The sequence below is a fragment of the Psychrobacter cryohalolentis K5 genome, assembly GCF_000013905.1.
GTDB lineage: Bacteria > Pseudomonadota > Gammaproteobacteria > Pseudomonadales > Moraxellaceae > Psychrobacter > Psychrobacter cryohalolentis.
Genome location: NC_007969.1, coordinates 2644933 through 2666696 on the forward strand (window position 1 = coordinate 2644933; position 21764 = coordinate 2666696).

At 43.4% G+C, this 21764-nt stretch carries 16 protein-coding genes; 3 read left to right on the top strand and 13 right to left on the bottom strand.

Translation table 11 applies throughout. The features are described 5' to 3' along the window. Positions 1–107 precede the first annotated feature (107 nt). Complete coding sequence (locus PCRYO_RS11025; protein WP_011514471.1) at positions 108–1226, top strand: YecA family protein; 1119 nt, start codon at positions 108–110, stop codon at positions 1224–1226. A 158-nt stretch (positions 1227–1384) separates the two neighbouring features. Further along, on the top strand, positions 1385–2191 hold the full coding sequence (locus tag PCRYO_RS11030; RefSeq protein WP_011514472.1) for a Cof-type HAD-IIB family hydrolase: 807 nt from the start codon (positions 1385–1387) through the stop codon (positions 2189–2191). Positions 2192–2289: 98 nt separating this feature from the next. Here the strand turns inward: PCRYO_RS11030 and PCRYO_RS11035 are convergent, their stop codons facing one another. Together PCRYO_RS11035 and PCRYO_RS11040 are read right to left on the bottom strand one after the other, a co-directional pair. Beyond that, a complete protein-coding gene (locus PCRYO_RS11035) occupies positions 2290–2553 on the bottom strand; it encodes a hypothetical protein (RefSeq protein WP_041753251.1) in 264 nt (87 codons plus the stop codon). 51 nt (positions 2554–2604) lie between these two features. Continuing rightward, positions 2605–3396 carry a 3-oxoacyl-ACP reductase gene (locus tag PCRYO_RS11040; RefSeq protein WP_011514474.1) on the bottom strand — a complete coding sequence of 264 codons (792 nt, stop codon included), beginning with the start codon at positions 3394–3396 and terminating at the stop codon, positions 2605–2607. Positions 3397–3661: 265 nt separating this feature from the next. On the opposite strand from PCRYO_RS11040, the gene PCRYO_RS11045 reads away from it, so the two are divergent. Beyond that, a complete protein-coding gene (locus tag PCRYO_RS11045) occupies positions 3662–4786 on the top strand; it encodes an ABC transporter substrate-binding protein (protein WP_011514475.1) in 1125 nt (374 codons plus the stop codon). A gap of 91 nt (positions 4787–4877) precedes the next feature. On the opposite strand, the gene PCRYO_RS11050 is transcribed toward PCRYO_RS11045, so the two are convergent. The 11 genes from PCRYO_RS11050 to PCRYO_RS11100 all read right to left on the bottom strand — a co-directional run bounded on the left by PCRYO_RS11050 (position 4878) and on the right by PCRYO_RS11100 (position 21749). Beyond that, positions 4878–6089, bottom strand: coding sequence for an FUSC family protein (locus PCRYO_RS11050; RefSeq protein ID WP_011514476.1), 1212 nt, complete (start codon positions 6087–6089; stop codon positions 4878–4880). A 155-nt stretch (positions 6090–6244) separates the two neighbouring features. Then, positions 6245–7666 carry a glutamate synthase subunit beta gene (locus tag PCRYO_RS11055; protein ID WP_011514477.1) on the bottom strand — a complete coding sequence of 474 codons (1422 nt, stop codon included), beginning with the start codon at positions 7664–7666 and terminating at the stop codon, positions 6245–6247. Between the two features lie 197 nt (positions 7667–7863). Beyond that, complete coding sequence (gene gltB / locus PCRYO_RS11060) at positions 7864–12327, bottom strand: glutamate synthase large subunit (protein WP_011514478.1); 4464 nt, start codon at positions 12325–12327, stop codon at positions 7864–7866. An 800-nt stretch (positions 12328–13127) separates the two neighbouring features. Further along, positions 13128–14264: a hypothetical protein gene (locus PCRYO_RS11065; RefSeq protein WP_011514479.1), complete on the bottom strand. Its 1137-nt coding sequence runs from the start codon at positions 14262–14264 to the stop codon at positions 13128–13130. A 175-nt stretch (positions 14265–14439) separates the two neighbouring features. Beyond that, entirely contained in the window at positions 14440–15549 is a 1110-nt protein-coding gene (aroB, locus tag PCRYO_RS11070) for a 3-dehydroquinate synthase (RefSeq protein WP_011514480.1), read from the bottom strand. 81 nt (positions 15550–15630) lie between these two features. Beyond that, positions 15631–16191, bottom strand: a complete 561-nt coding sequence (gene aroK / locus PCRYO_RS11075; protein ID WP_011514481.1) for a shikimate kinase AroK — start codon at positions 16189–16191, stop codon at positions 15631–15633. A 164-nt stretch (positions 16192–16355) separates the two neighbouring features. Next, on the bottom strand, positions 16356–18734 hold the full coding sequence (pilQ, locus tag PCRYO_RS11080; protein ID WP_011514482.1) for a type IV pilus secretin PilQ: 2379 nt from the start codon (positions 18732–18734) through the stop codon (positions 16356–16358). A gap of 27 nt (positions 18735–18761) precedes the next feature. After that, positions 18762–19301, bottom strand: coding sequence for a pilus assembly protein PilP (locus PCRYO_RS11085; RefSeq protein WP_011514483.1), 540 nt, complete (start codon positions 19299–19301; stop codon positions 18762–18764). Then, entirely contained in the window at positions 19301–20032 is a 732-nt protein-coding gene (locus tag PCRYO_RS11090) for a type 4a pilus biogenesis protein PilO (RefSeq protein ID WP_011514484.1), read from the bottom strand. The genes PCRYO_RS11085 and PCRYO_RS11090 overlap by 1 nt, the downstream gene beginning before the upstream one ends. Further along, positions 20029–20694, bottom strand: a complete 666-nt coding sequence (locus PCRYO_RS11095; RefSeq protein WP_011514485.1) for a PilN domain-containing protein — start codon at positions 20692–20694, stop codon at positions 20029–20031. Before PCRYO_RS11095 ends, PCRYO_RS11090 begins: the two co-directional genes overlap by 4 nt. Further along, the gene (locus tag PCRYO_RS11100; protein WP_011514486.1) at positions 20694–21749 is read right to left on the bottom strand and encodes a pilus assembly protein PilM; all 1056 of its coding nucleotides are present in this window, start codon (positions 21747–21749) and stop codon (positions 20694–20696) included. The genes PCRYO_RS11095 and PCRYO_RS11100 overlap by 1 nt, the downstream gene beginning before the upstream one ends. Positions 21750–21764 lie beyond the last annotated feature (15 nt).

Sequence of the window (21764 nt, forward strand, 5' to 3'; positions counted from 1 at the left end):
ATGCTAAATAGCTAGCTTACATTTTCGTAGTGTTAGGTGTCATAAACTTCACCCAGCCTACGCGATATCGAATATTTTCTTAGCAAATTAAATATAAGCAGAAATCTATGAAAATAGGACGTAATGATAAGTGTTGGTGCGGTTCAGGGAAAAAATTTAAACGTTGCCACTATGGACGTGAAAATGAGACTCCTGTGAGTAAAGGTGAGGCTATTGGTCATAGTCAAAAAAATGCTTCACGAAAGTATTGTTATGCCCCCGCTGATTTAAAACATGAGTGTAGTCAAAAAATCATCAATGCTCATACCGTCTCAAAAAGTAGTAGCCTAAAAGAAATTGCAGATGAAAGTAATCATGTTTTAGGGTTAAAAATAAACTTCGCGAATATAGCAAGAAACAAAGGGAAGCTAATTCCAGAAAAAATAGGAATTAATCAAGCTTCTACCTTTAAGGGTTTCTGCTCAAAACATGATAAGTCTCTTTTTTCTTGTATTGAAGATAGAGAGTTTATTGGAGATGATGAACAGTGTTTAGCTCTAATGTACCGTTCAGTAGCGAAAGAGATTTATGCTAAAGAAGGTGGGCTTAACACCTCTGATTTCGCTAAAAATAGCGATAAAGGTAAGAACATATTAGATCAAATGTTTATTCAAAAATTTGCTGCAAACCATGAAACAGGAACTAAAGCTGCTCTTACAGAATTATCAGAGCTTAAATCTCAACTGGATAACCAACTTTTAGGAAAATCAGTTGACAGTTTGAGCCATCTTATTATCCATTCAACATCACCCATGCCTGTTGCTGTTTCATCAGTTGTTTCTCCTATAACTGACTTTGATGGAAATTTAATTCAAGATTTAGGTAACTTAAGCCTTGTTGCTGAACACTTAGTTTTTAATTCATTTTCTAGTGATGGTAAAGGATATGTGGTTTTTAGTTGGTTAAAAACCTCTACTAAAGTATTAAGCTTTATCAACTCACTATTAGCTTTAGAAGAAAACAAAATTTTTAGTTCGCTAATACGGTTCTTTTTTGGACTTGCTGAAAATACATTTATCTCACCTGTATGGTGGAATGGTCTATCGAGTGAACAAAAAGATAAAATAAATAGTCTTATCATGTCAGGGGTAAGTCCGTTCGTGCACAACGATAGAAACTTACTAGTTGATGATGGTATAAGTTTTTCGGGCTGGAAAGTAGGTAGCCTTAGGAGAATAAATTTTTAATAAGTCTTTAACTTTAAACGAACAAAAAATATTTTGCTATTTTTTTGCTGTTTAGTAAATTAATAAAGTCTATATAATCAAGTTGAATCTTAAGTGTAATATTGATAAAAAAGAGATATTCCCTTTTATAGACTATTGAAATACAAAAAAGGACATCCATGCCGACCCCGACCCAAAAAACCCCCACCCCAAAAATAATATTTTTTGATATCGATGATACCTTAAGCCGTAACGGTATTATCGCCGCGCACAATCAAGCAACGCTTGAAGCACTCGCCCAAACTGATATTAAACTGGTGATTTCAACCGGACGTTCCAAAGCCATATTGCCTGCTGATATATTAGCCTTACTTGAGGCTGATGTATTGGATGCCATTATCTGTATGAATGGACAATATAGCTTTAATAAAGAGGGCATGATTAGTCATTATCCATTAACCGATACGCAGACCAACAAGATTGTAATGCTATGCCAAAAAAGTGAACTCATCCACAAATTTGACTCCGCAACGCATATTGCATGGTCACATGAAAACGCGCGCCTGCGTGAATACAATGCGATAACGCCTAATTCTATCCTTGACCCAGATTATCATAAGGCAAATACGGTTTATCAATGCTCGGTATTCTTTAACACTCAAGAAGAGAAAATGCAGGAAATTGACTTTGCCCAAGATGATTTGAAACTGGTACATTGGCATCATATTGGCGCAGATATATTACCAATCGAGGCATCTAAAGCACGCGGTATCATCGATTTGTGCCTGCATTACGATATTGATGCAAAGGATTGTATGGCATTTGGTGATGGGCTAAATGATTTAGAGATGTTTGATTTGGTCGGCTATGCGGTGGCAATGGGCGATGCAAAGCCTGAACTGATCGCGCGTGCGGATTTTGTCACTGGGACAATTGAAGAATATGGAATACAAGCGGTACTCGATCATTTGCATATAGCATCGTGACAGTGTGGGCTTGAATAGGGTTATTTATGAGTTTAGTCAAGCAGATGAATGGTCTGAAAATAGGCAGGTTGAACCATTCATCTGATCTATCACTACATTTAACTGCGTTTAAATACTACTCCATAAAGCCAACTACCTAGTTTATAAAGTGCGACGGCGATCAAAACAAAGATCAATGCAGCGATTAAATAAGCCAAAAAAGTGGGTAAATTGGTCAACCAGCCAATAGTGAATGCCACGCCAAGATAAGCTTCCAATGGCCAGCTTAACAAGGGCGTGTTCATACCATCATTGAAAAAAGCGATGATGGCGCACAGTCCTATAATAGCAGTAATAATGCCAGCGATTTTACGGTTCGTCATCTCGTCTCTCTTGTACAATCAAGTCAATTTATTTAGTAAATAATGCCATTATTAAGGCATGGTCAAGCCGCCATCAACGGCGATAGATTGACCAGTAATAGCTGAGCTTAAGTCAGATGCCATCAATAGTACTGAATTTGCAAAGTCGGCAACTGAGGTTGCTTGGCGTAGTGGCGTGGTGGTGGCGATATAATCAAACACTTCTTCAGTGGTTAATTTACTAGCGTCAGTCGTTTTTAATAGTCCACCTGCTAGCAAGTTCACACGAATACCATATTGCCCAAGCTCCGCTGCTAGATTACGTGTCAGACCAATCAATGCAGATTTTGCAGTGGTATAGTCATAATAAGTGACCACCGGATTGTAAACCAAGTTGGTTGAAATATTGATAATCTTACCCATCTGCTGAGTTTTCATTTGCGGTAATACCGCTTGTACTGTATTGACGGCACCTTGGACAATGCCATCAATTTGCTGAGAAAAATGTGCCCATTTCACAGTCTCGATACTGGTGTAATCAGCACTCGGGTTAAACTGGTAGCTCGGCAAGGCATTGTTAACTAAGATATCAATACATCCGAAAAGTTCTATAACTTCTGCTGCCATTGCTTGCATTTGTGCTAAATCAGTTACATCCCCTTGATAAGTAAAAGCACGCCCGCCTTCTGCTTCGATATCAGCAACCACTTTTTCAGCCGCCTCTTTACTATGCAAATAATTCACGCAAACGCTCGCGCCTGCCGCTGCCATCTGCATGGCGATTTGAGCACCGAGACCACGACTGGCGCCTGTGACGATAGCAACTTTATCAGTAAGAAGTGTCGGAATAACGGTTTGAGCCATGATGTTGTATCCTTTATTATTATGTTATGGTTAGAGTATGACTATACTTAAAGAGCTCTGGCTAAAGGCCAAGTCACGCTTATCATAGCACGATTGATTGCTATCATTTCATGAGCAGTACTCCTAGCATTGGCTAGTGCTGAACGCAGTTAAATCACTGCCCTGTAAATTTCGACTTACCATGATCATAACCGTATAATGAATTAATTTTATGACGGATCATGCGCCCGCTTTTCACCTTTTGCCCTAATTTAGGAGAAACATTTTGTCCCATTTATCTTCATCCAATTGGTCTACTCACGCCTCTATTAAAATACTGCCGAAAGCATTACTCTGTGCCGCCATCGGGCTCTCTATTACCAGCTGTAGCAAATCTGATAACGCGCCTATCGATAGTTCTGCTACCAGCGATGTCACGTTGAACCTTTATAACTGGTCAGAGTATATGCCGCAAGAAATACTTGACGGCTTTACTGAAGAAACTGGTATCAAAGTCAATTACACCACCTTTGACTCTAATGAAGCCATGTATGCCAAGCTAAAGCTGCTTGATGATTCTAGCCAATACGATTTGGCGATTCCATCGACGTATTATGTCGAAAAAATGGCAAAAGAAGGTCTGCTACAAGAGCTTGATAAGTCTAAATTGAGCAATTTTAAAAACCTTGACACTTCTTTTACCAATACCAAAGTTGACCCAGAAAACAAATACTCGATTCCTTATATGTGGGGCAGCACCGGTCTTGCTATCAATGGCGAGACGGTTGATCCAGCCACGGTCAATAGCTGGAATGATTTATGGCGTCCTGAGTATAAGGGTCAAGTGATGCTGATGAATGATATGCGCGAAGTGTTCGGCATGGCGCTATTAACCCTAGGCTACTCTGGCAACAGTAGAAATCCTGACGAAATTAAAGCCGCTTATGAGAAGCTCACGACCTTGATGCCGAATGTAAAAACCTTTAACTCAGATGCTTCACGTATGCCATATATGGAAGGTGAAACCAGCGTCGGTATGACGTGGAATGGGGAAGCTATCATCGCCAATAGTGAAGGTCTCACTAGCTTGGTGTATAAATACCCAACCGAAGGTGCGATATTATGGATGGACAATTTTGTCATTCCTAAAAACGCCACGCAAGTCGATGCAGCCCACAAGTTCATAGACTATCTGCTACGTCCTGAGAACTCCAAAATTGTTAGTGAAGAGATAGGTTATGCGTCGCCTAATATTGCGGCACGTGAAATGATGCCAGATGACGTCAAAAATAATCCAACCATCTACCCTAGTAAAGACGTATTGGCAAAAGCTGAATTCCAAGAAGATGTTGGTGATGAAGCATTGCAGGTGTACCAACAGTATTGGGATAAGCTAAAAACTGGTCGTTAATCATTGTTTATTAATGGTCGATTTTTGATAGCCGTTTTTAGTAATTATGATTGTAAAAAAAAGCTGACTTTATAGAGTCAGCTTTTTTTATTTATAAATGCAAATCTGTTTCACCGCCATGCTCCTCTATACGTCGTTGTTCACGGCGCTGGTAGCGCAGACCAGAAGCCGCAAACCACTGCGGCTTAGTCTCTTGTAATAAGTCACTGAGCTGCTGTAATTGCACTTGTAAAGTTTGTGTCAACCAAAAGTAGCCCTGCCATTCAAAGCCTAAATTTTCTACGCTTGGATATTCTGATAAGGTAATACGCGTAATGGGACGAAACACCTCATCACTTGGGCTACGCAACACTGCTGCCATATGTTGCATCACTTGGGTTAATTCGTGCTGATAATGTATGAGCAGGATATGATTATCCTCATCAATCTCGATACTGGCTAAGCGCGGTGCTGCCGTTAGCAGCAGATCAATCGTACCAATAATATTTCGGTGGGTACGTTGAATACTCTCAATTGTCTCTTTATCGATACCAGACTCGCTCGTTGTTGCTGCCAAATGAGGGCGTACCGCTAAGAGTCTTTTATTGATCTGCTGTAGCTCTATCACTAAGGCTTTGTTAACAGGTACGGCAAAGACTGTTGGATTGACGTACTGAACAGCACCATCACTCAATTCTTCAGCAGTATCGATATGATTGCCTACCCTAGCATAAAGATTACTACAAGCATCGAGGTTACTAGCCAGTAAGAATCGCCACATCAATGTGGACTTCAATGGCAAAATCAATGTCGCTGCAACGGCAAGCCCTGTACCAAGTAAAATATTGAGGGCACGGTAGATACCATCTTGGCCGATAGTGCTTTGACCCAAATCCGAGACAATCATCAACATGGTTATACCAGTCAATAACCCTGTGTAGCCAAGATTCCTAATCGCCAGATAGCCAATAATACCACTCATCAGTCCGATGATGACATAATCTACCCACAACCATGTCCCTACGCCTTGACTAAACCATACAATACCGAGCGCAGCACCAATACCTAATAAAGTACCAAGTACTCGCTCTTTAGCCTTAGTATAAATTGCACCTTGATACTGTAACAATCCTAGAATAATAAAAACAGTGATAGTCGTCCATTCTCCATGTGGAAAATTGGTGACTTTATTGACTAATAAAGCGAGTATAACTGCCACGCCCAAACGTATAGCATGCAGCACATCAGCATGCTGATAGCGAGCGTATGGCTCTATCACGGGAGCAGTAAATCGTTGTAAAAAAGTCGGCTTCACGCAGGACATCTCTTATCATTAATGAGAATTGGAATTAAAAAGAGTATAAAAATAACGCCTTTTACCTATTAAAAGATAAAAGACGTTAAGTGTCAAAACATGCTCGAATATCGCCAGAAAAAAGCATGATTAAGCGAGTATTTGGCTGTCAATCAGGCTAATTACTACACTTCTAAGTAGTCTAAAATCCCTTCAGCCGCTTCACGACCTTCCCAAATGGCAGTGACTACCAAATCAGAGCCACGTACCATATCGCCGCCGGCAAAGATCTTAGGATTATTGGTTTGGAACTTAAAGGTTTGTTTTTCCGCTGCCAATACTCGACCAGATTTGTCCATAGAAATCTGCTGCGCGTCAAACCAATCAGCCGGACTTGGACGGAAACCAAATGCCATAATCACTGCATCACAGGGAATAATCTCTTCTGAGTTGGCAATTGGCTCAGGATACTGACGACCGTTTTCGTCTGGTGCGCCCAGATGCGTCGTTACTACTTTTACCGCATTAACCTTACCGTTTAAGCCAATTATTTCAGTCGGTTGGCGGTTAAATAAGAACTCAACCCCCTCCTCGCGTGCATTGACCACTTCACGACGTGAGCCTGGCATATTTTCCTCATCACGACGATAAGCACAGAATACTTGCTCAGCACCTTGACGAATACTGGTACGATTACAGTCCATCGCGGTATCGCCACCACCCAACACCACGACTTTTTTGCCTTTTAGGTCGATATACTCGCCTGAGTCTTTTTCCCAATCATTACAGCGATTGACGTTGGCAATCAGGTAATCCAGAGCGTCATACACACCCTCCAACTCTTCACCAGCAAAGCCACCACGCATATAGGTATAAGTACCCATACCCATAAATACAGCATCATACTCGCCGAGCAGCTCATCAATACTGACATCAGTACCGATTTCCGTCTCAAGGCGGAATTCCATGCCCATACCTTCAAAGATGACACGTCGATTACGCATGACGTCTTTTTCCATTTTGAACTCTGGAATACCGAAAGTTAATAAACCCCCAATCTCTGGACGTTTATCAAAGATAACGGGTTTGACGCCATTTCTGACCAAGATATCTGCGCAGCCAAGCCCTGCAGGTCCTGCTCCAATGATGGCAACCTTCTTGTCTGTCCAAATGACTTTAGACATATCAGGACGCCAGCCGAGGGCAAAAGCGGTGTCATTGATATACTTCTCGACATTGCCAATCGTCACGGCACCAAAGCCGTCATTGAGTGTGCAAGAGCCTTCACATAGGCGGTCTTGCGGGCACACACGTCCACAGACTTCAGGCAAAGTATTGGTTTGATGACACAATTCTGCAGCTTGGAAAATTTGACCCTCAGCGGCTAATTTTAACCAATTAGGAATGTAATTATGTACGGGGCATTTCCACTCACAATACGGATTGCCACATTCTAAACAGCGATGCGATTGCTGAGCGACTGATTCACTTTCAAACGGCTGATAAATTTCAACAAACTCTGTTGAACGCGTGGCGATGTCTTTTTTGATCGGCTCAAGCCGTGGCACATCTAAAAACTGAAAACTATTTTCTAAGCGTTTTGCCATGGTATTGTCTCTTTTATATAGGGGTCTTTTATAGTGGCTAACAACAGTCGATATAGGCAGCCTCAATGAGGCAAATTTACTTATATAGGCTGTCATTTACCTGCTCAAAACATCTATAAATTCATCTTTAGAATAACGTCGTGCACCTCTAATATCTATAGATTATGGTACACAACGCTATCAATAAATCAGATCAATTATTGCGGATCAGCGGTCGTGGTTTTAAGCAAAGTTGCAACGTTTGCTGCTTTTGGCTTAACCAAGTAGAACTTACGCGCATAATGCTCGAAGTCCGCTAATATGGTCTGCCCCCATGCGCTGCCCGTTTTATCGACATGCCTTTCGATGACCTGCTGTAAGTAGATACGGTGGCTTTCCATCTGCTCGCTTGAGATACGATTTAAATCAATCAACTCATGGTTGCAGCGATCAAAGAAATCACCTTCTAAATCGAGTACATAAGCAAATCCACCCGTCATGCCTGCGCCAAAGTTAAGACCAGTACGTCCAAGTATGGTGATGATACCGCCCGTCATATACTCGCAGCAATGGTCGCCTGTGCCCTCGATAACAGCATGAGCACCTGAGTTACGAACACCGAAACGCTCCCCTGCCGTACCAGCGGCATATAGCTTGCCACCTGTTGCACCATACAAGCAGGTATTACCTACAATGGCAGTATCTTGCGTCACAAAGCTTGAGTCTTTTGGTGGATAAATCACAATCTCACCGCCTGCCATGCCTTTACCAACATAATCATTGGCATCGCCTTCAAGTTCAATATGCAAGCCACCAGCATTCCAAACACCTAGACTTTGTCCTGCTGTTCCGGTCAAGTGCAGCTTAATAGGTTTGTCACTCATGCCAAGATTGCCCCATAACTCTGCAATCTCGCCTGAGATACGCGCACCAATCGAGCGATCACAGTTACCAACGTAATAACTATAGTCGCCACCATTGCCTTGACGAATATTCAGTAGCATATCACTAATCATCTGCTCAGCAAGCAAGCCTTTATCAAATGGCTCATTGCGCTCAACTTGACAAGTCTGCGCTTTGCCGCTACTGGCAGGATGACTAAATAATAGAGGCGATAAATCAAGATGCTGTTGCTTAGCAGTATTGCCTTCTAATATATCAAGCAAGTCAGTACGTCCAACCAACTCTTCCATCGTGCGCACGCCAAGCTTTGCAAGCCATTCACGGGTTTCGGTTGCGACAAATTTAAAGAAGTTAATCAGCATTTCAGCTTCACCGATGAAGTGATCATCGCGTAGCTGGGCTTTTTGAGTGGCAACGCCCGTTGGGCAGTTGTTTAAATGGCAAATACGTAGGTATTTGCAACCGACAGCTATCATCGGCGTGGTGCCAAAACCAAAGCTCTCAGCACCAAGAATGGCGGCTTTGACCACATCAAGTCCTGTCTTTAGACCGCCGTCGGTTTGAATACGGACTTTATGACGCAAGCCATTAACGCGTAATGATTGATGAGTTTCAGCAAGACCTAACTCCCAAGGCGAGCCAGCATGATGGATAGACGACAGAGGTGATGCTGCCGTACCGCCGTCATAACCTGAGATAGTAATCAAGTCAGCATAAGCTTTTGCCACACCTGTTGCAATCGTGCCAACACCCGGACGCGAAACCAACTTAACTGACACCAACGCATCTGGATTGACTTGCTTAAGATCAAAAATAAGCTGCGCCAAATCTTCAATCGAGTAAATATCATGATGCGGCGGCGGTGAAATTAACGTCACACCCGGCACCGAATAACGCAGGCGCGCGATTAACGCATTGACTTTACCGCCTGGCAGCTGACCACCTTCACCAGGTTTTGCCCCTTGAGCAACCTTGATCTGCATAACTTCTGCTGAACGCAGATAGGCGGGCGTTACCCCAAAACGACCAGAGGCAACTTGTTTAATTTTTGAGTTACGCAGTGTCCCATAACGTACAGGGTCTTCACCGCCCTCACCTGAATTTGAGCGACCACCAATGGTATTCATAGCGATAGCGATGGCTTCATGCGCTTCTGGTGACAGCGCGCCCAGCGACATACCAGCAGAGTCAAAACGCGACAAAATGGCTGAGATATCTTCAACCTCATCAACGTCAAGTGGATTGTCCGTTTTCAGCTGTAATAAATCACGTAAAGTAGCGACCGGACGGCTATTGACAATTTCTGCATATTGACGGTAATTGTCATAATTACCAGTTCGTACCGCCAAATGTAGGCTATTAATCACATCCGGATTAAAGGCATGATACTCTTTATTAAAAACAAATTTTAATAAGCCGCCTTGATCAAGTGGGGCGCGACGCTTAAAGGCATTTGCCGCGAGCTGTGCTTGATCCGCTGCCAAATCAGCAAAAGTTGCGCCTTTAATACGACTTTGCACGCCTTTAAAGCACAGATTAACCACTTCCTCAGAAAGACCTACCGCCTCAAATAACTGCGCACCGCGATACGATACAATGGTAGAGATACCCATTTTTGATAAAATCTTTAGCAAACCTTTATCTAAGCCTTTACGGAAATTTACCCGTGCCTGAATCGGATCACCAAGCAGCTCGCCAGTCGCAACCAAATCATCAATCACGTCATAAGCTAGATAAGGATAAACGCAGGTCGCGCCAAAGCCAATTAATACCGCGACTTGATGTGAATCACGTGCCAGACCAGTTTCAATAATTAAATTGGCATCAGTACGAATACCTTGTGCAATCAGATAATGATGCACCGCCCCTGTGACCATTATGGCGTTGGCAGGGACTTCATCTACCGCAATGTCTTTATCAGATAAGACAATCAAGGTATGACCAGCACGAATGCTACTGGCAACTTGCTCGCAGATAGAGATAATGGCAGCGGAAAGTTCTAATGTACGGTCATAATTTAAGTCGATACGTGCCATCTTAAAAGCAGGATCATTCACAGTTTCAAGTTGCTGCATCTTACTTGCTGAGAGCACCGGCGATGACAAGATAATACGATGCGCGTCGCGGGCTGATGGCGCAAACACATTGGTTTCAGCGCCGAGGCACGTCTGTAGCGACATTACAATAGATTCACGTAGTGGATCAATCGGTGGATTGGTCACCTGTGCAAATTGCTGGCGGAAGAAATCACCGACATGACGAATCTGCTGTGACAGTACCGCCATTGGCGTATCATCACCCATCGAACCAACTGGCTCTTGCGCATTTTCAGCGTTAGGGCGGATGATTTCTGTACGCTCTTCATTGGTGATGTGATACATTTTTTGCAATGCTTTTAACGGCTCACCGCGACATGCCTGTGCAGCTATCTCTTCTTCTAAGCGCTCATCATCACGGATATGGGTCGCCTCGTCACGTAACCATTTACGATACGGATGCGCCTTTTTGAGCAAGGTCGCGATGGCTTTGGTATCCATTATTTGACCGGTTTGAGTATCAATGACTAGCATCTGACCGGGTCCAACACGACCTTTAGCGAGCACGTCTTTTGGCTTATAGTCCCAAACCCCTACTTCTGAGGCGACCGTAATATAACCATTCTTCGTCGTCACCCAGCGCGATGGACGTAAACCGTTCCGATCCAGCATACAGACGGCATAGCGACCATCTTGAATCACGAGACCTGCAGGACCATCCCATGCTTCCATATGCTGCGAGTAAAACTCATAAAATGCCCGCAAGTCCATATCCATGCTATCGACATTCTGCCAAGCAGGTGGCACCAGAATCGACATTGAATGAAACAAGCTCATACCACCTGACATCAGAACTTCTAGCATATTGTCTAAGCTAGATGAGTCTGAGCCACTACTATTAACTAAGGGCGTTAACTCATTCAAATTGGGTAATTTATCTGATTTTAATTTTGGCGTACGCGCCTCAGACCAGCTGCGGTTGCCGGAGATGGTATTTAGCTCACCATTATGTGCCAAATAGCGAAAAGGCTGTGCCAATGGCCAGCGCGGTAGCGTATTGGTTGAAAAGCGCTGATGGAATACCACAATATGCGACGCTAAACGCGCATCTTGCAAATCTAAGAAGAAAGCAGGCAGATCTGATGGCATCACCAGACCTTTGTAAATAATAGTCTGACAGCTCAATGAGCAGACATAAAACAGCTCATCATCAACCAAGCGTTGCTCAGATTTTTTACGCGCCACAAACAGCTTGCGATTAAAATCATCTGCCGCTAAACCATCCGGCGCATTGACAAATACTTGCTTAAAATCTGGTAATGTCTGACGCCCAATTTCACCGACAATGCTTAAATCAAGTGGTACATCGCGCCAGCCGGCTACTTCTAAGCCTTGTGCGGTAATCTCTTCATTTAATACTTGTAGGCTATGCTGAGCCGTTGCCGTATCTGGATTGACGAATACCATACCAACCGCGAAGTTATCCGTTATCTCAAACTGTTGCTCTGCTGCAATGTCTCTAAAAAAGGCAACGGGCGTCGCTAATAATAAACCACAACCATCGCCGGTTTTGCCATCAGCTGCCACGCCGCCACGATGGGTCATACAACTTAGGCTGTGAATGGCTGTTTTTACCAAATCATGACTGGCCTGACCCTCAATATGAGCAATCAAACCAAAACCGCAATTGTCAGAAAAGTCATCTGGCGAGGCCAAATGCGTATGGGAGGAAATCATTGACATAGCTGGTCCTTTTAAGTAAGCGGAAGTTTATGCAACCAATGTGATGCACAAACCGTTTTCCGCAAGCAGAACGGGCTGGATTATATTTACATATCCGGATTAATAAAGCGCGAGCAGAAAAATTATTGCCAGTGCGCTGGGTATGATAAAAACAATTATCAAAGTACCCTGTATGCTAGCAATATTTGAGCCATCAATTTAACGCGGACTGATAGGATAACTTGGTGAAAGTATTCAATGTCAATCGTCGCAAATCAAAATATTAAGCACTTCAACGTGACTACTTGTCGATCTTATGTTGGCTATAAGTTTCAATATGAATCTTATAATCTTCAATGATCAAACTAGTAAATAGCTGAAAAAACGCAGTTTATCCATCAAATGTGAATATAAGACGCCTATATTCAAGCGCCTTAACAATCCTAATAAGGATGATAGTAAGAGAAGTTGCGCCACTTGCGATATGCTGATCGTAGCGGATAACTAGTAACCAGCTAACAAGTAGCAGCGCTTGAGATATGATGTTTTCTGTTAATCATTTATCCTAAGTTTAATAAAATCTTATTAAATTAGAAGCTAACAAATGACCATTTACGATAACTATACAGAACGTCACCCATCCTTATATTAGTGAATGATTGACAAAAAATCTAGTCTTTTCTGCCGATTCATCCGTCAGATTTTGTAAGTGTTTATATTGCTATTGGTTATATAAGATATCATAACCCATAAGTAAATGATTCATAAAAAAGCCCACTGTATTTTTTAGTGGGCTTTTTGACGTATGTGCTTACTTAAAATTAGTCTTTCTTTTCTTCGATGAGCTCTTTTATACTGTCGTTTTTGGCTTTTGGCGCTGCCGTATTGTTAGAGCTATTATTGGCATTTTTATTCGCCGAGCTTGCATTTGGATTTTTATTATCCGAATTTGTACTGTTGGGATTGGCAGTATTATTCGGCGCCTTAGGCGTGGCAACCACTGGTGGTTTTTTCGCTGAATTAGTATCAGCACCAGATACAACAGGCTTTTTGCTTTCTTGCTCAGGCTTACGGTTATTATCAGTACTTTTAGGGGCTGAGGTAGTAGGAGATTGCTCTTCTATACCGAAAATACGCTCCTCATTAACTGTCAAGGTATCAGAAGTATCAACGGACTGACGAATGCTTTCAGTCGCACTGCTATTGGTCGATTCTTGAGGAGTACGGTTGGTCGCATTGCTTGCAGTTTGCTCACTGTTATTTACCGTAGGTGTTTTTTGACGTAGCGGCACTTCACGCTTGGTTGGTCTCAGATTGACTGCACGGGTGCGTTTTGTACTTAAATCTTTTACAGGATCAGGGCGCTCATAATTATCAATGATGCTGACATAGCGATTGATCTCTTCAGGCAATACTCGCACATTGGCAGGCAGCTTAAAATCTATCAGCTTAGCCGCCCCAACTGCTTCTTGTGGACTGCCCATCAAGCCATAAGTCAGCATATAACGGACTTGCTCGTTTTCATCAAGGTAGCGGAAATATGTAAATTTGCTACGGTCTTCACGTCCTTCTAGATAACTGACAATCACCTCATTTTCAGCGACATTCATGACCTGTACTGTCCACTTGCCTTTGTTGGCAAGCAGATAACGCTTATCTTTAAACTCATCAGGATAGCTGCGCAAATCACGAACCGTTTCATCAAAACTGATCGGTTGTACGTCAGTATCAAGCTCATGCAGCGATTCAATTTTCAATGGCTGCTCAAGCTCCGCACTCAGTGTTTTGGGCGCTGCTATGGGCGCGTTTTCTATCTTGGCGCCCATCGCTGGCGTTTGGCTAAACATCCATACCAAAGCGGTGGTCACACCCAACATCAGAGTCGCTATCAGCCAAATCAGCGCTTGACGGCGATAGGATTGACTCGCGGTGCGAGTCGTCGAGCGAGATGCTGCCATGGAGGTGTCCTTGGTAAAGATATGCTTAGGATAGGGTCATAAAAATTATACAGATAAAACCAAGCGCTCTATACTCACTTCAAAATAAACGAGAATCGCTTTTAGTACCGTGCTATTTCTATATTGAAAACAATTAATTGCTCATAGCCATTTATAATGTATGTTCTTTTATAGCTTACGGTGCATGCGTGGCTAGCACATCGGTGAGCAGATGCGGGTCAAAATCATTGGTTAATACTGCTTCACCCAATGATTTTAACAAAATAAGGCGGATTTGTCCGTGTTTCACTTTTTTATCATGCCCCATTAAGTCCAAAGCTGTCTGAACTTCGATAGGCGGCGGCGTGATCGGTAAATTGGCTAATGACAATATGCGCTTAACACAAGCAACCTCATCGCTCGTTAACCAGCCGATTTTTTGCGACAGCTCAGCCGCTTGTACCATGCCCGCAGCAACTGCCTCACCATGTAGCCAACTACCATAACCTTCATGAGTTTCAATCACATGACCAAACGTATGACCAAAATTTAATAAAGCGCGTACACCTGATTCTCTTTCATCTTGGGCGACAACATCAGCTTTGTACTGGCAGCAGCGCTTCACCGCTTCACCCAGTACCGCTAGATCCAAAGCCATCATCGCAGGCAGATTGTGCTCAAGCCAAGTCAAGAACTCGGCATCCATAATCAGCGCATATTTAATAACTTCAGCAAGCCCTGCTGACAGCTCGCGCGCTGGCAGGGTTTTGAGTGTACTCATATCTGCCAATACCATTTGCGGCTGCCAGAATGCGCCAATCATGTTTTTGCCTTGCGGATGATTGATACCGGTTTTGCCGCCGACGCTTGAATCCACTTGAGACAGCAAGGTGGTTGGTATCTGAATAAAATTGACGCCGCGCATAAAGCTTGCTGCTGCAAATCCCGTCATATCACCAATGACACCACCACCAAGCGCAATCAAAGTCACATCACGATTAAAATGCACTGCCATCAACACATCATAAATCTGATTGATACTCGACTGGTTCTTATATTGTTCGCCATCTGGCAGCACGCACACCTGCACGGTAAACTGCGCTTCAAGTTCCTCTTGTAAAGCCTTTAAATATAAAGGCGCAACCGTTTCATTGGTGACGATAAGGACTTGACGACCTGTAATATAAGGGGCAACTTGGCTAGCCATACTGCTATTTTCTGCTATTGCGTTTTCAGTAATGACGATTGGATAGTCATGACTTTGCGTATGTACTGTCAAGTCAGCATGAAACAGTGGCGTTGCCATGAAAATCTCCTTAATTCTTACGAGTAAAATTTAACTAAATAGGTATTCGATAATATTGGTCATACTAGTCATTTTTTGACATCAGTCTTTTTCAGGCTCTGAATCGACAGACGTAGAGATACAAAATGAGTTAAGCTGCTGTAATAATTGATTGACCATGTGCCGTGGATACGTATGTCCTGTTGGCATAATAATATGCGCTACTTCCCTGTACAATGGATCACGCGCGCTATATAAACCTTGCAGTATTTTTCTGGGGTTTGGCTGCTGTAATAAAGGACGCGATTTGTCTTTCGCAGTACGAGCCATTTGTACATCGACAGGCGCGTTGAGATAAATAACGATACCGCGCTGCTTTAAATACTCACGATTTTCAGCTGCCATCACAGCACCGCCGCCAGTCGCTAAAACAATTTGCGGTTGCTGTGTTAGCTCATCGATTGCACGCGTTTCCCGTTCTCGAAAGCCCGCTTCACCTTCTTTGGCAAATATCCAAGCGATATCGGCACCGGTCTGCGATTCGATATACCAATCGCTGTCTACAAACGAGCGCCCGAGCTGCTTTGCCAGTAATCTGCCGATTGTGGTCTTCCCTGCTCCCATCGGCCCTACCAAAAATACCGACGGTAATTCCTCAACCATAGTACTCACTCAGCTAAATTAGGTATGATACAACGTCATTGATATTCTGGCTAGTAATGAGCTGTGATTATTGTTAGTAAAATCCTTGCCAGCCTAAAAATCAACCATTAAAAAAGCAAGCACTAAGGCTTGCTTTTTATGACTCAAAACCAACTAAAATCTGACTAATCTAAGCGACTAATACCATCATTGATCAGTTTCGGCGTGATAAATATCAGCAGCTCTTCTTTGGTATTGCTGCGCACGTCTTTACGGAAGGCACGACCGATATAAGGCAAATCACCTAAGAAAGGTACTTTATCGACGCCATTATTAGTACGGTTTTTAAAGACGCCGCCCAATACAATGGTTTGACCATCTTCAACAATAACGTTAGTAGAAATCGAGTCTTCAGCGATGGCAACCTGATTATTAATAATGGTCGGTGTGCCATTGGTGATTAACAGTTGCAAACCAATCTTACCATCTGGAGTAATATTTGGCGTGGCTTCCAAACTTAAAGCAGCTTCTTTAAAGCTAGTAGTAGTCGCACCACTTGCTGATGCTTCTTGATAAGGAATCTGCGTACCAGAAGATACTTTTGCCGTTTGCTTATCAGAGGTCAAAATCTTTGGCGTAGAAATCACTTCACCGCGGTTGTCTGCTTGCATGGCTGACAACTCAAGATCGAGCATAAAATCAGAAATACCTAGCAGACCAAAGGCAATACGACCTGCTGGATTATCAACGCCTAAGTCAACGTTTAGATTGTCAGGACGAGTAATATCGTATTTAGGATAAGAGACGGTCTGACCATTAATAGTCGTGGTCTGCACATCAAAATCTTTTAAGTCCCATAAAGTTTGGTTACTGCCACCGACCAACAAGTTCCGGTTATTGGCAGCGCCATTTGACAAGATACCCCAACGCACTCCAATCTCTTTACTAAAGCTATCAGTCGCGCTAACGATACGCGCTTCAATCATGACCTGACGGACAGGAATGTCGATTTTACCAATCAGCTTATGGATATTTTCAATGCTGGCTGCCACATCTTTAACAATCAGAGTATTGGTACGCTCATCGACTGTTACTGTTCCACGATTAGAGAGCAAGCTATTGCTATCTTTAGTATTAGCATTGGCGCTGCCAGTATTGCTACCGCCAGAGGCACCACCACTACCTTGAGAGATCAGGGTTAGGACATCTGCCGCTTTTGCGTAGCTTAGACGGATATATTCAGTACGTAACGGTGCATAAGACTCAACCGCTTGCTGGGCTTCAAGCTCACGTGCTTCTTGTTCAGCAAGCTCAGTTGAAGGCGCAACCAAAATTACGTTACCGTTTTCACGTTTGCCCAAATTTTTACTTTTAAGAATGATATCAAGTGCTTGATCCCAAGGTACGTTGATAAGGCGCAAGGTAATATTACCGGCGACCGAATCACTAGCAACGATATTCATCTCTGTAAACTGCGCTAAGATATCTAGGACACTACGAATCTCAACATCTTGAAACTCCATAGATAGCGCTGCACCGGTATAGACTTTTTCTTCAAGCGTCGGCTCACGTAGCAGCTCAGGTCGTCTGATACCAATATTTAGCTGACTGCCTGATTGATAGGCTTGATATTCAAAATCGTCTTTCATATTGATGGTAATAACACCATTTTGACCTTGGTTTTTAGTATCAATACTGTCTACCAAACCACCATTAACATTCAATCGGCGTAGCAGATTTCTAGGTACGGTACTGCCTGTCAAACGCACAACCAGCTTATTACCTTGACGCTGAACGTCTACAGGAATCGCTTCATTGGCAAGTGAGATACTAACGTTACCACCGCCATCATTCCCTGCTGAAAAATTCACAGCGCTTAGCCCATCATAGCTATACTGCTTGCTGACTTGTGCAGAGGCAAGTTGTGGGCTTAATAAAGGGTTGACACGTACGACCATGGTGTCAGCAGGTACTTGGTTTTTTGTGACTGTGGTTCTAATAGGCGGGACAGCAACGCTACTGGTTTCAACAATGGGCGTAACCACAGCCGTGGTAGTAATAGCCGAATTGCCATTTAGGACATCTTGTACAGGGTCGTTGGTAATGACTTTCGTGACCACCGGAGCAATCACTGGACGATTAGGGTCCGTAATCGTCAGCAATAATTCATTGCCATCAATCGCGGTGGTATAGTTGCCCGTCTTTTTTAGCCCAACGATAAGACGGGTGGTATTGTCACTATTTAAGGTGGTGACCTCATTGACCATACCGATATTATATTCTTTAAAGCGACTAGCAAGACCGTTTTGCACCTGTTCAAAATCCAGCACCAAACGGCTAGGATTGTCGAGCTGATAAGCGGCTGGTAATACTGGCGCACCTGAAAACCCTAAACGCATTTGCGTTACGGCTGGCGCAGTCTGCACCACAGAGACATTGTTGATGCGCTGCTCGGCATGGGCAATGCTACTTACAGCTACCATACTCATTGCCAATGCAGAGATGGCAAAAGTAGAAGATACGCGGTTGCTCATCGTCATTACCTTGTTATTGCGTACTGTCATTATTTATTCCTCAAAAAATCTGCCGACTTAGCTTATAGGGGACACCAGTGACTGGGGTTTTTCAACAAACCCAGCACGGCTGTCTGGCACAATTTCAATCAAGTTAATCTGAGTCGGTGTGATTTCAACAATACGACCGTCATTCAATCCAAGATAATTACCCACTCTAACACTAGCAACTGAGCCATCAGGACGCTGTACTAAAGCATACTGTTGACCTTCAGGCGAGATAACCACACCGCGAAAAATCAGTTGTGTCAGCTCGTACTGTTCAAGCGGTTCTTTGACTCGGGTTATATCAGGGCGTACCCCATCAATAAAGGTGGTCGGACCTTGTACGTTCACTAAACTCGGTGGCAAAAATGGACTACGCTGCGCACTGGCGCTATAGACAAAATCTTCTACCAGCTCGGCCTGAGGAGGAGGCTCAATCGGCTGCGCAGGCTGGTTACGGATATCAGCCATTGCCTGTTCTACTAAACCGATACGATCCGTACAACCCGTTAGAGATAAAACAGTAGCGCTTAACAGCAATAACCTTAACTTAGGCAGTTTGTAGCTAGTCATTAGTTGCCTCCTGCAGCAGCATCGGTGGTTACAGCTTCAGCCGCCGCTGCATCACCTTCAGGGACCGCTTCTTTGGAGCGATAGGTTTTGGTTTGCAATACCAAATTTAGCTCGGGTAAAACATCCAAGGTTGGCTGCGGATTACTGACTTCGAAGTCGTGCATGGTGATAATCCTTGGTAAAGCTGCCAAACCACTAATAAAACTACCAAATTGATGGTAGTCACCCAACGCTGCAATACGAATAGGCTGCTCAATAAAGAATTCATTTTCAATTTCAGGCTCAACAGAGATATCCTGAAAACGGATGTTACTACCCACGCCCGTCATATTGATACCCTCAACCAATTCTGATACACGGGTATCTTTTGGTAGCTGGTCAAGCAAAGTATTAAACTCCGCTTCCATTTGAATCACTTGAGCTTGATAAGCTTGTAGATGGCGCGCGCGTGATTCTTTTTCACGGTAGCTATCGAGCAAGGTTTGTTGTTGGCTTTCTGCTGCTGTGATTTCATCAATTTTACTGCTGATTGGTAATGCCCATGACAAAGCAGCAATCAAAGCAATAATAAAACCAATGACGGTGACTTTAACAGGGAGCGGCCAACTGCCATAGTTTTCAGAATCCAATGACTCAAAACTGCGGCGAAACTCATTTAAATCAAACTGTTTTCTTTGTCTTATCACCGTCTTTTTGAGTTTAATGCGGGTTTTTTTACGGGTCAGTTTCATAACTCACCTCCAGGTACAATAGCGCCATCAGCACCTTCTACAGGCACGGCCGTTTCAGACTGTACTTTAGTCGTGATTACAAACTGCACATAGCTGTCTTCAGGATAAATAGGACGCGGTTGTTCACCTGGCGTAGTGACCGTATTTTCCAAAACAGGGGCTGCTTGATAAGCGGTAATGTTTTGCTGAATATTGCTTACGGCTGAATCGCCCATCCACTTACTGCTATCAAGATTGCGGATCAAGCTTGATACCACGTTTGGATTGTCAGCAAGACCTGTCAATGTTAATACATCCCCTTCACGTTTTAGATTATTCAAATAAAGCGCTGGCGGAATGGCTTTAGCAAGATCATCCCATAAACGTACAGGTACAGGACGTCGACCTTGCAAGTCTTGAATAACTTGCATACGTGAGATGATATCTTCACGGCGCTGCTCTAAGCTATCAATCTCGACCAACGCTTTATCCAAGCGAGCGTTTTCTTGTTCAATCAGTGCATTGGCATCTAATTGTTCAGCAAGTTCGTTATTAAAATAACTCCACGTCGCAAATGCTGCAAGCAGAGACAACAGTGTCACTGCCACCACTAAGGTGATAAACTCTTTATTGCGGCGGGCACGCTCATCTTCTCGCCAGGGCAGTAGGTTAATACGAGCCATTAGTCAAAGCTCCTTAACGCCAGACCGCAAGCGGCCATTAAGCTGGGTGCATCAATCGCCAGTTGCTCATGATCGATATGCGGCGCAATAGTCATATTAATGAACGGATTTGCAATACTCACAGGCACGCCCAATCGCTGCTGCGCCATACCAGCAAGACCCGCAATAGAGCTACTGCCACCAGCAAGGACCACATGATCGATACTACTATATTGACTTGAGGAGAAATAAAACTGTAAAGAGCGAGTGATTTGTTGGATGGTATTTTCTATAAATGGTGTTAAGACATCAGTATAATAATCATCAGGTAGAGCACGCTCGCGCTTACTAATAGAAGCTTCTTCAGCAGACAAACCATAGCGGTTTTGGATGGCTTCCGTCAGCTGATTGCCTCCAAATAACTGCTCACGACTATAGATAAACTCGCCATTTTTGGCGACATATAATGTTGTTTGATTGTGTCCGATATCAACCAGCGCCACCAAATCTGGCAAGTTTGGCAGACTGTCTGCCATCAAGCCAAAAGCACGCTCAATGGCATGCGACTCAATATCCATTACCTTGGTTTGCAGACCACCAAAGGTTAAGGCATCAACTCTTTGGTCAACGTTTTCTGAACGAGAGGCGGCAAGCAGTACTTGCACCATGTCATCATTAATAAGAGAGGGACCCAATACTTCAAAGTCCAAATTGACGTCTTCTAGCGGATAAGGTATGTATTGGTCAGCATCCAAACGAATTTGAGCTTCACGCTCAACGTCACTTAGCACCATATCCATATCGATGATTTTAGTAATCACCGCTGATCCTGAGACTGCTGTGGCTGCACTACTACCCGCCGCTTGGCAACGCCTTGCCAAGCCTGCTATAGTATTGCCTACCACTTCCGTGTCTACAATGAGTTTGTCGATGACTACGCCTTCAGGTAATATTTCAGTACCATAAGATCTTAGGTGGAAAACGCCTTGTTGGCGCTGTATGTCAACCAACTTCACTGAGGTGGTACAGATATCCACGCCAATCAAATGTCGACTCTTAGAAGTAAATAGCCTCACAAACTCTATACCTTA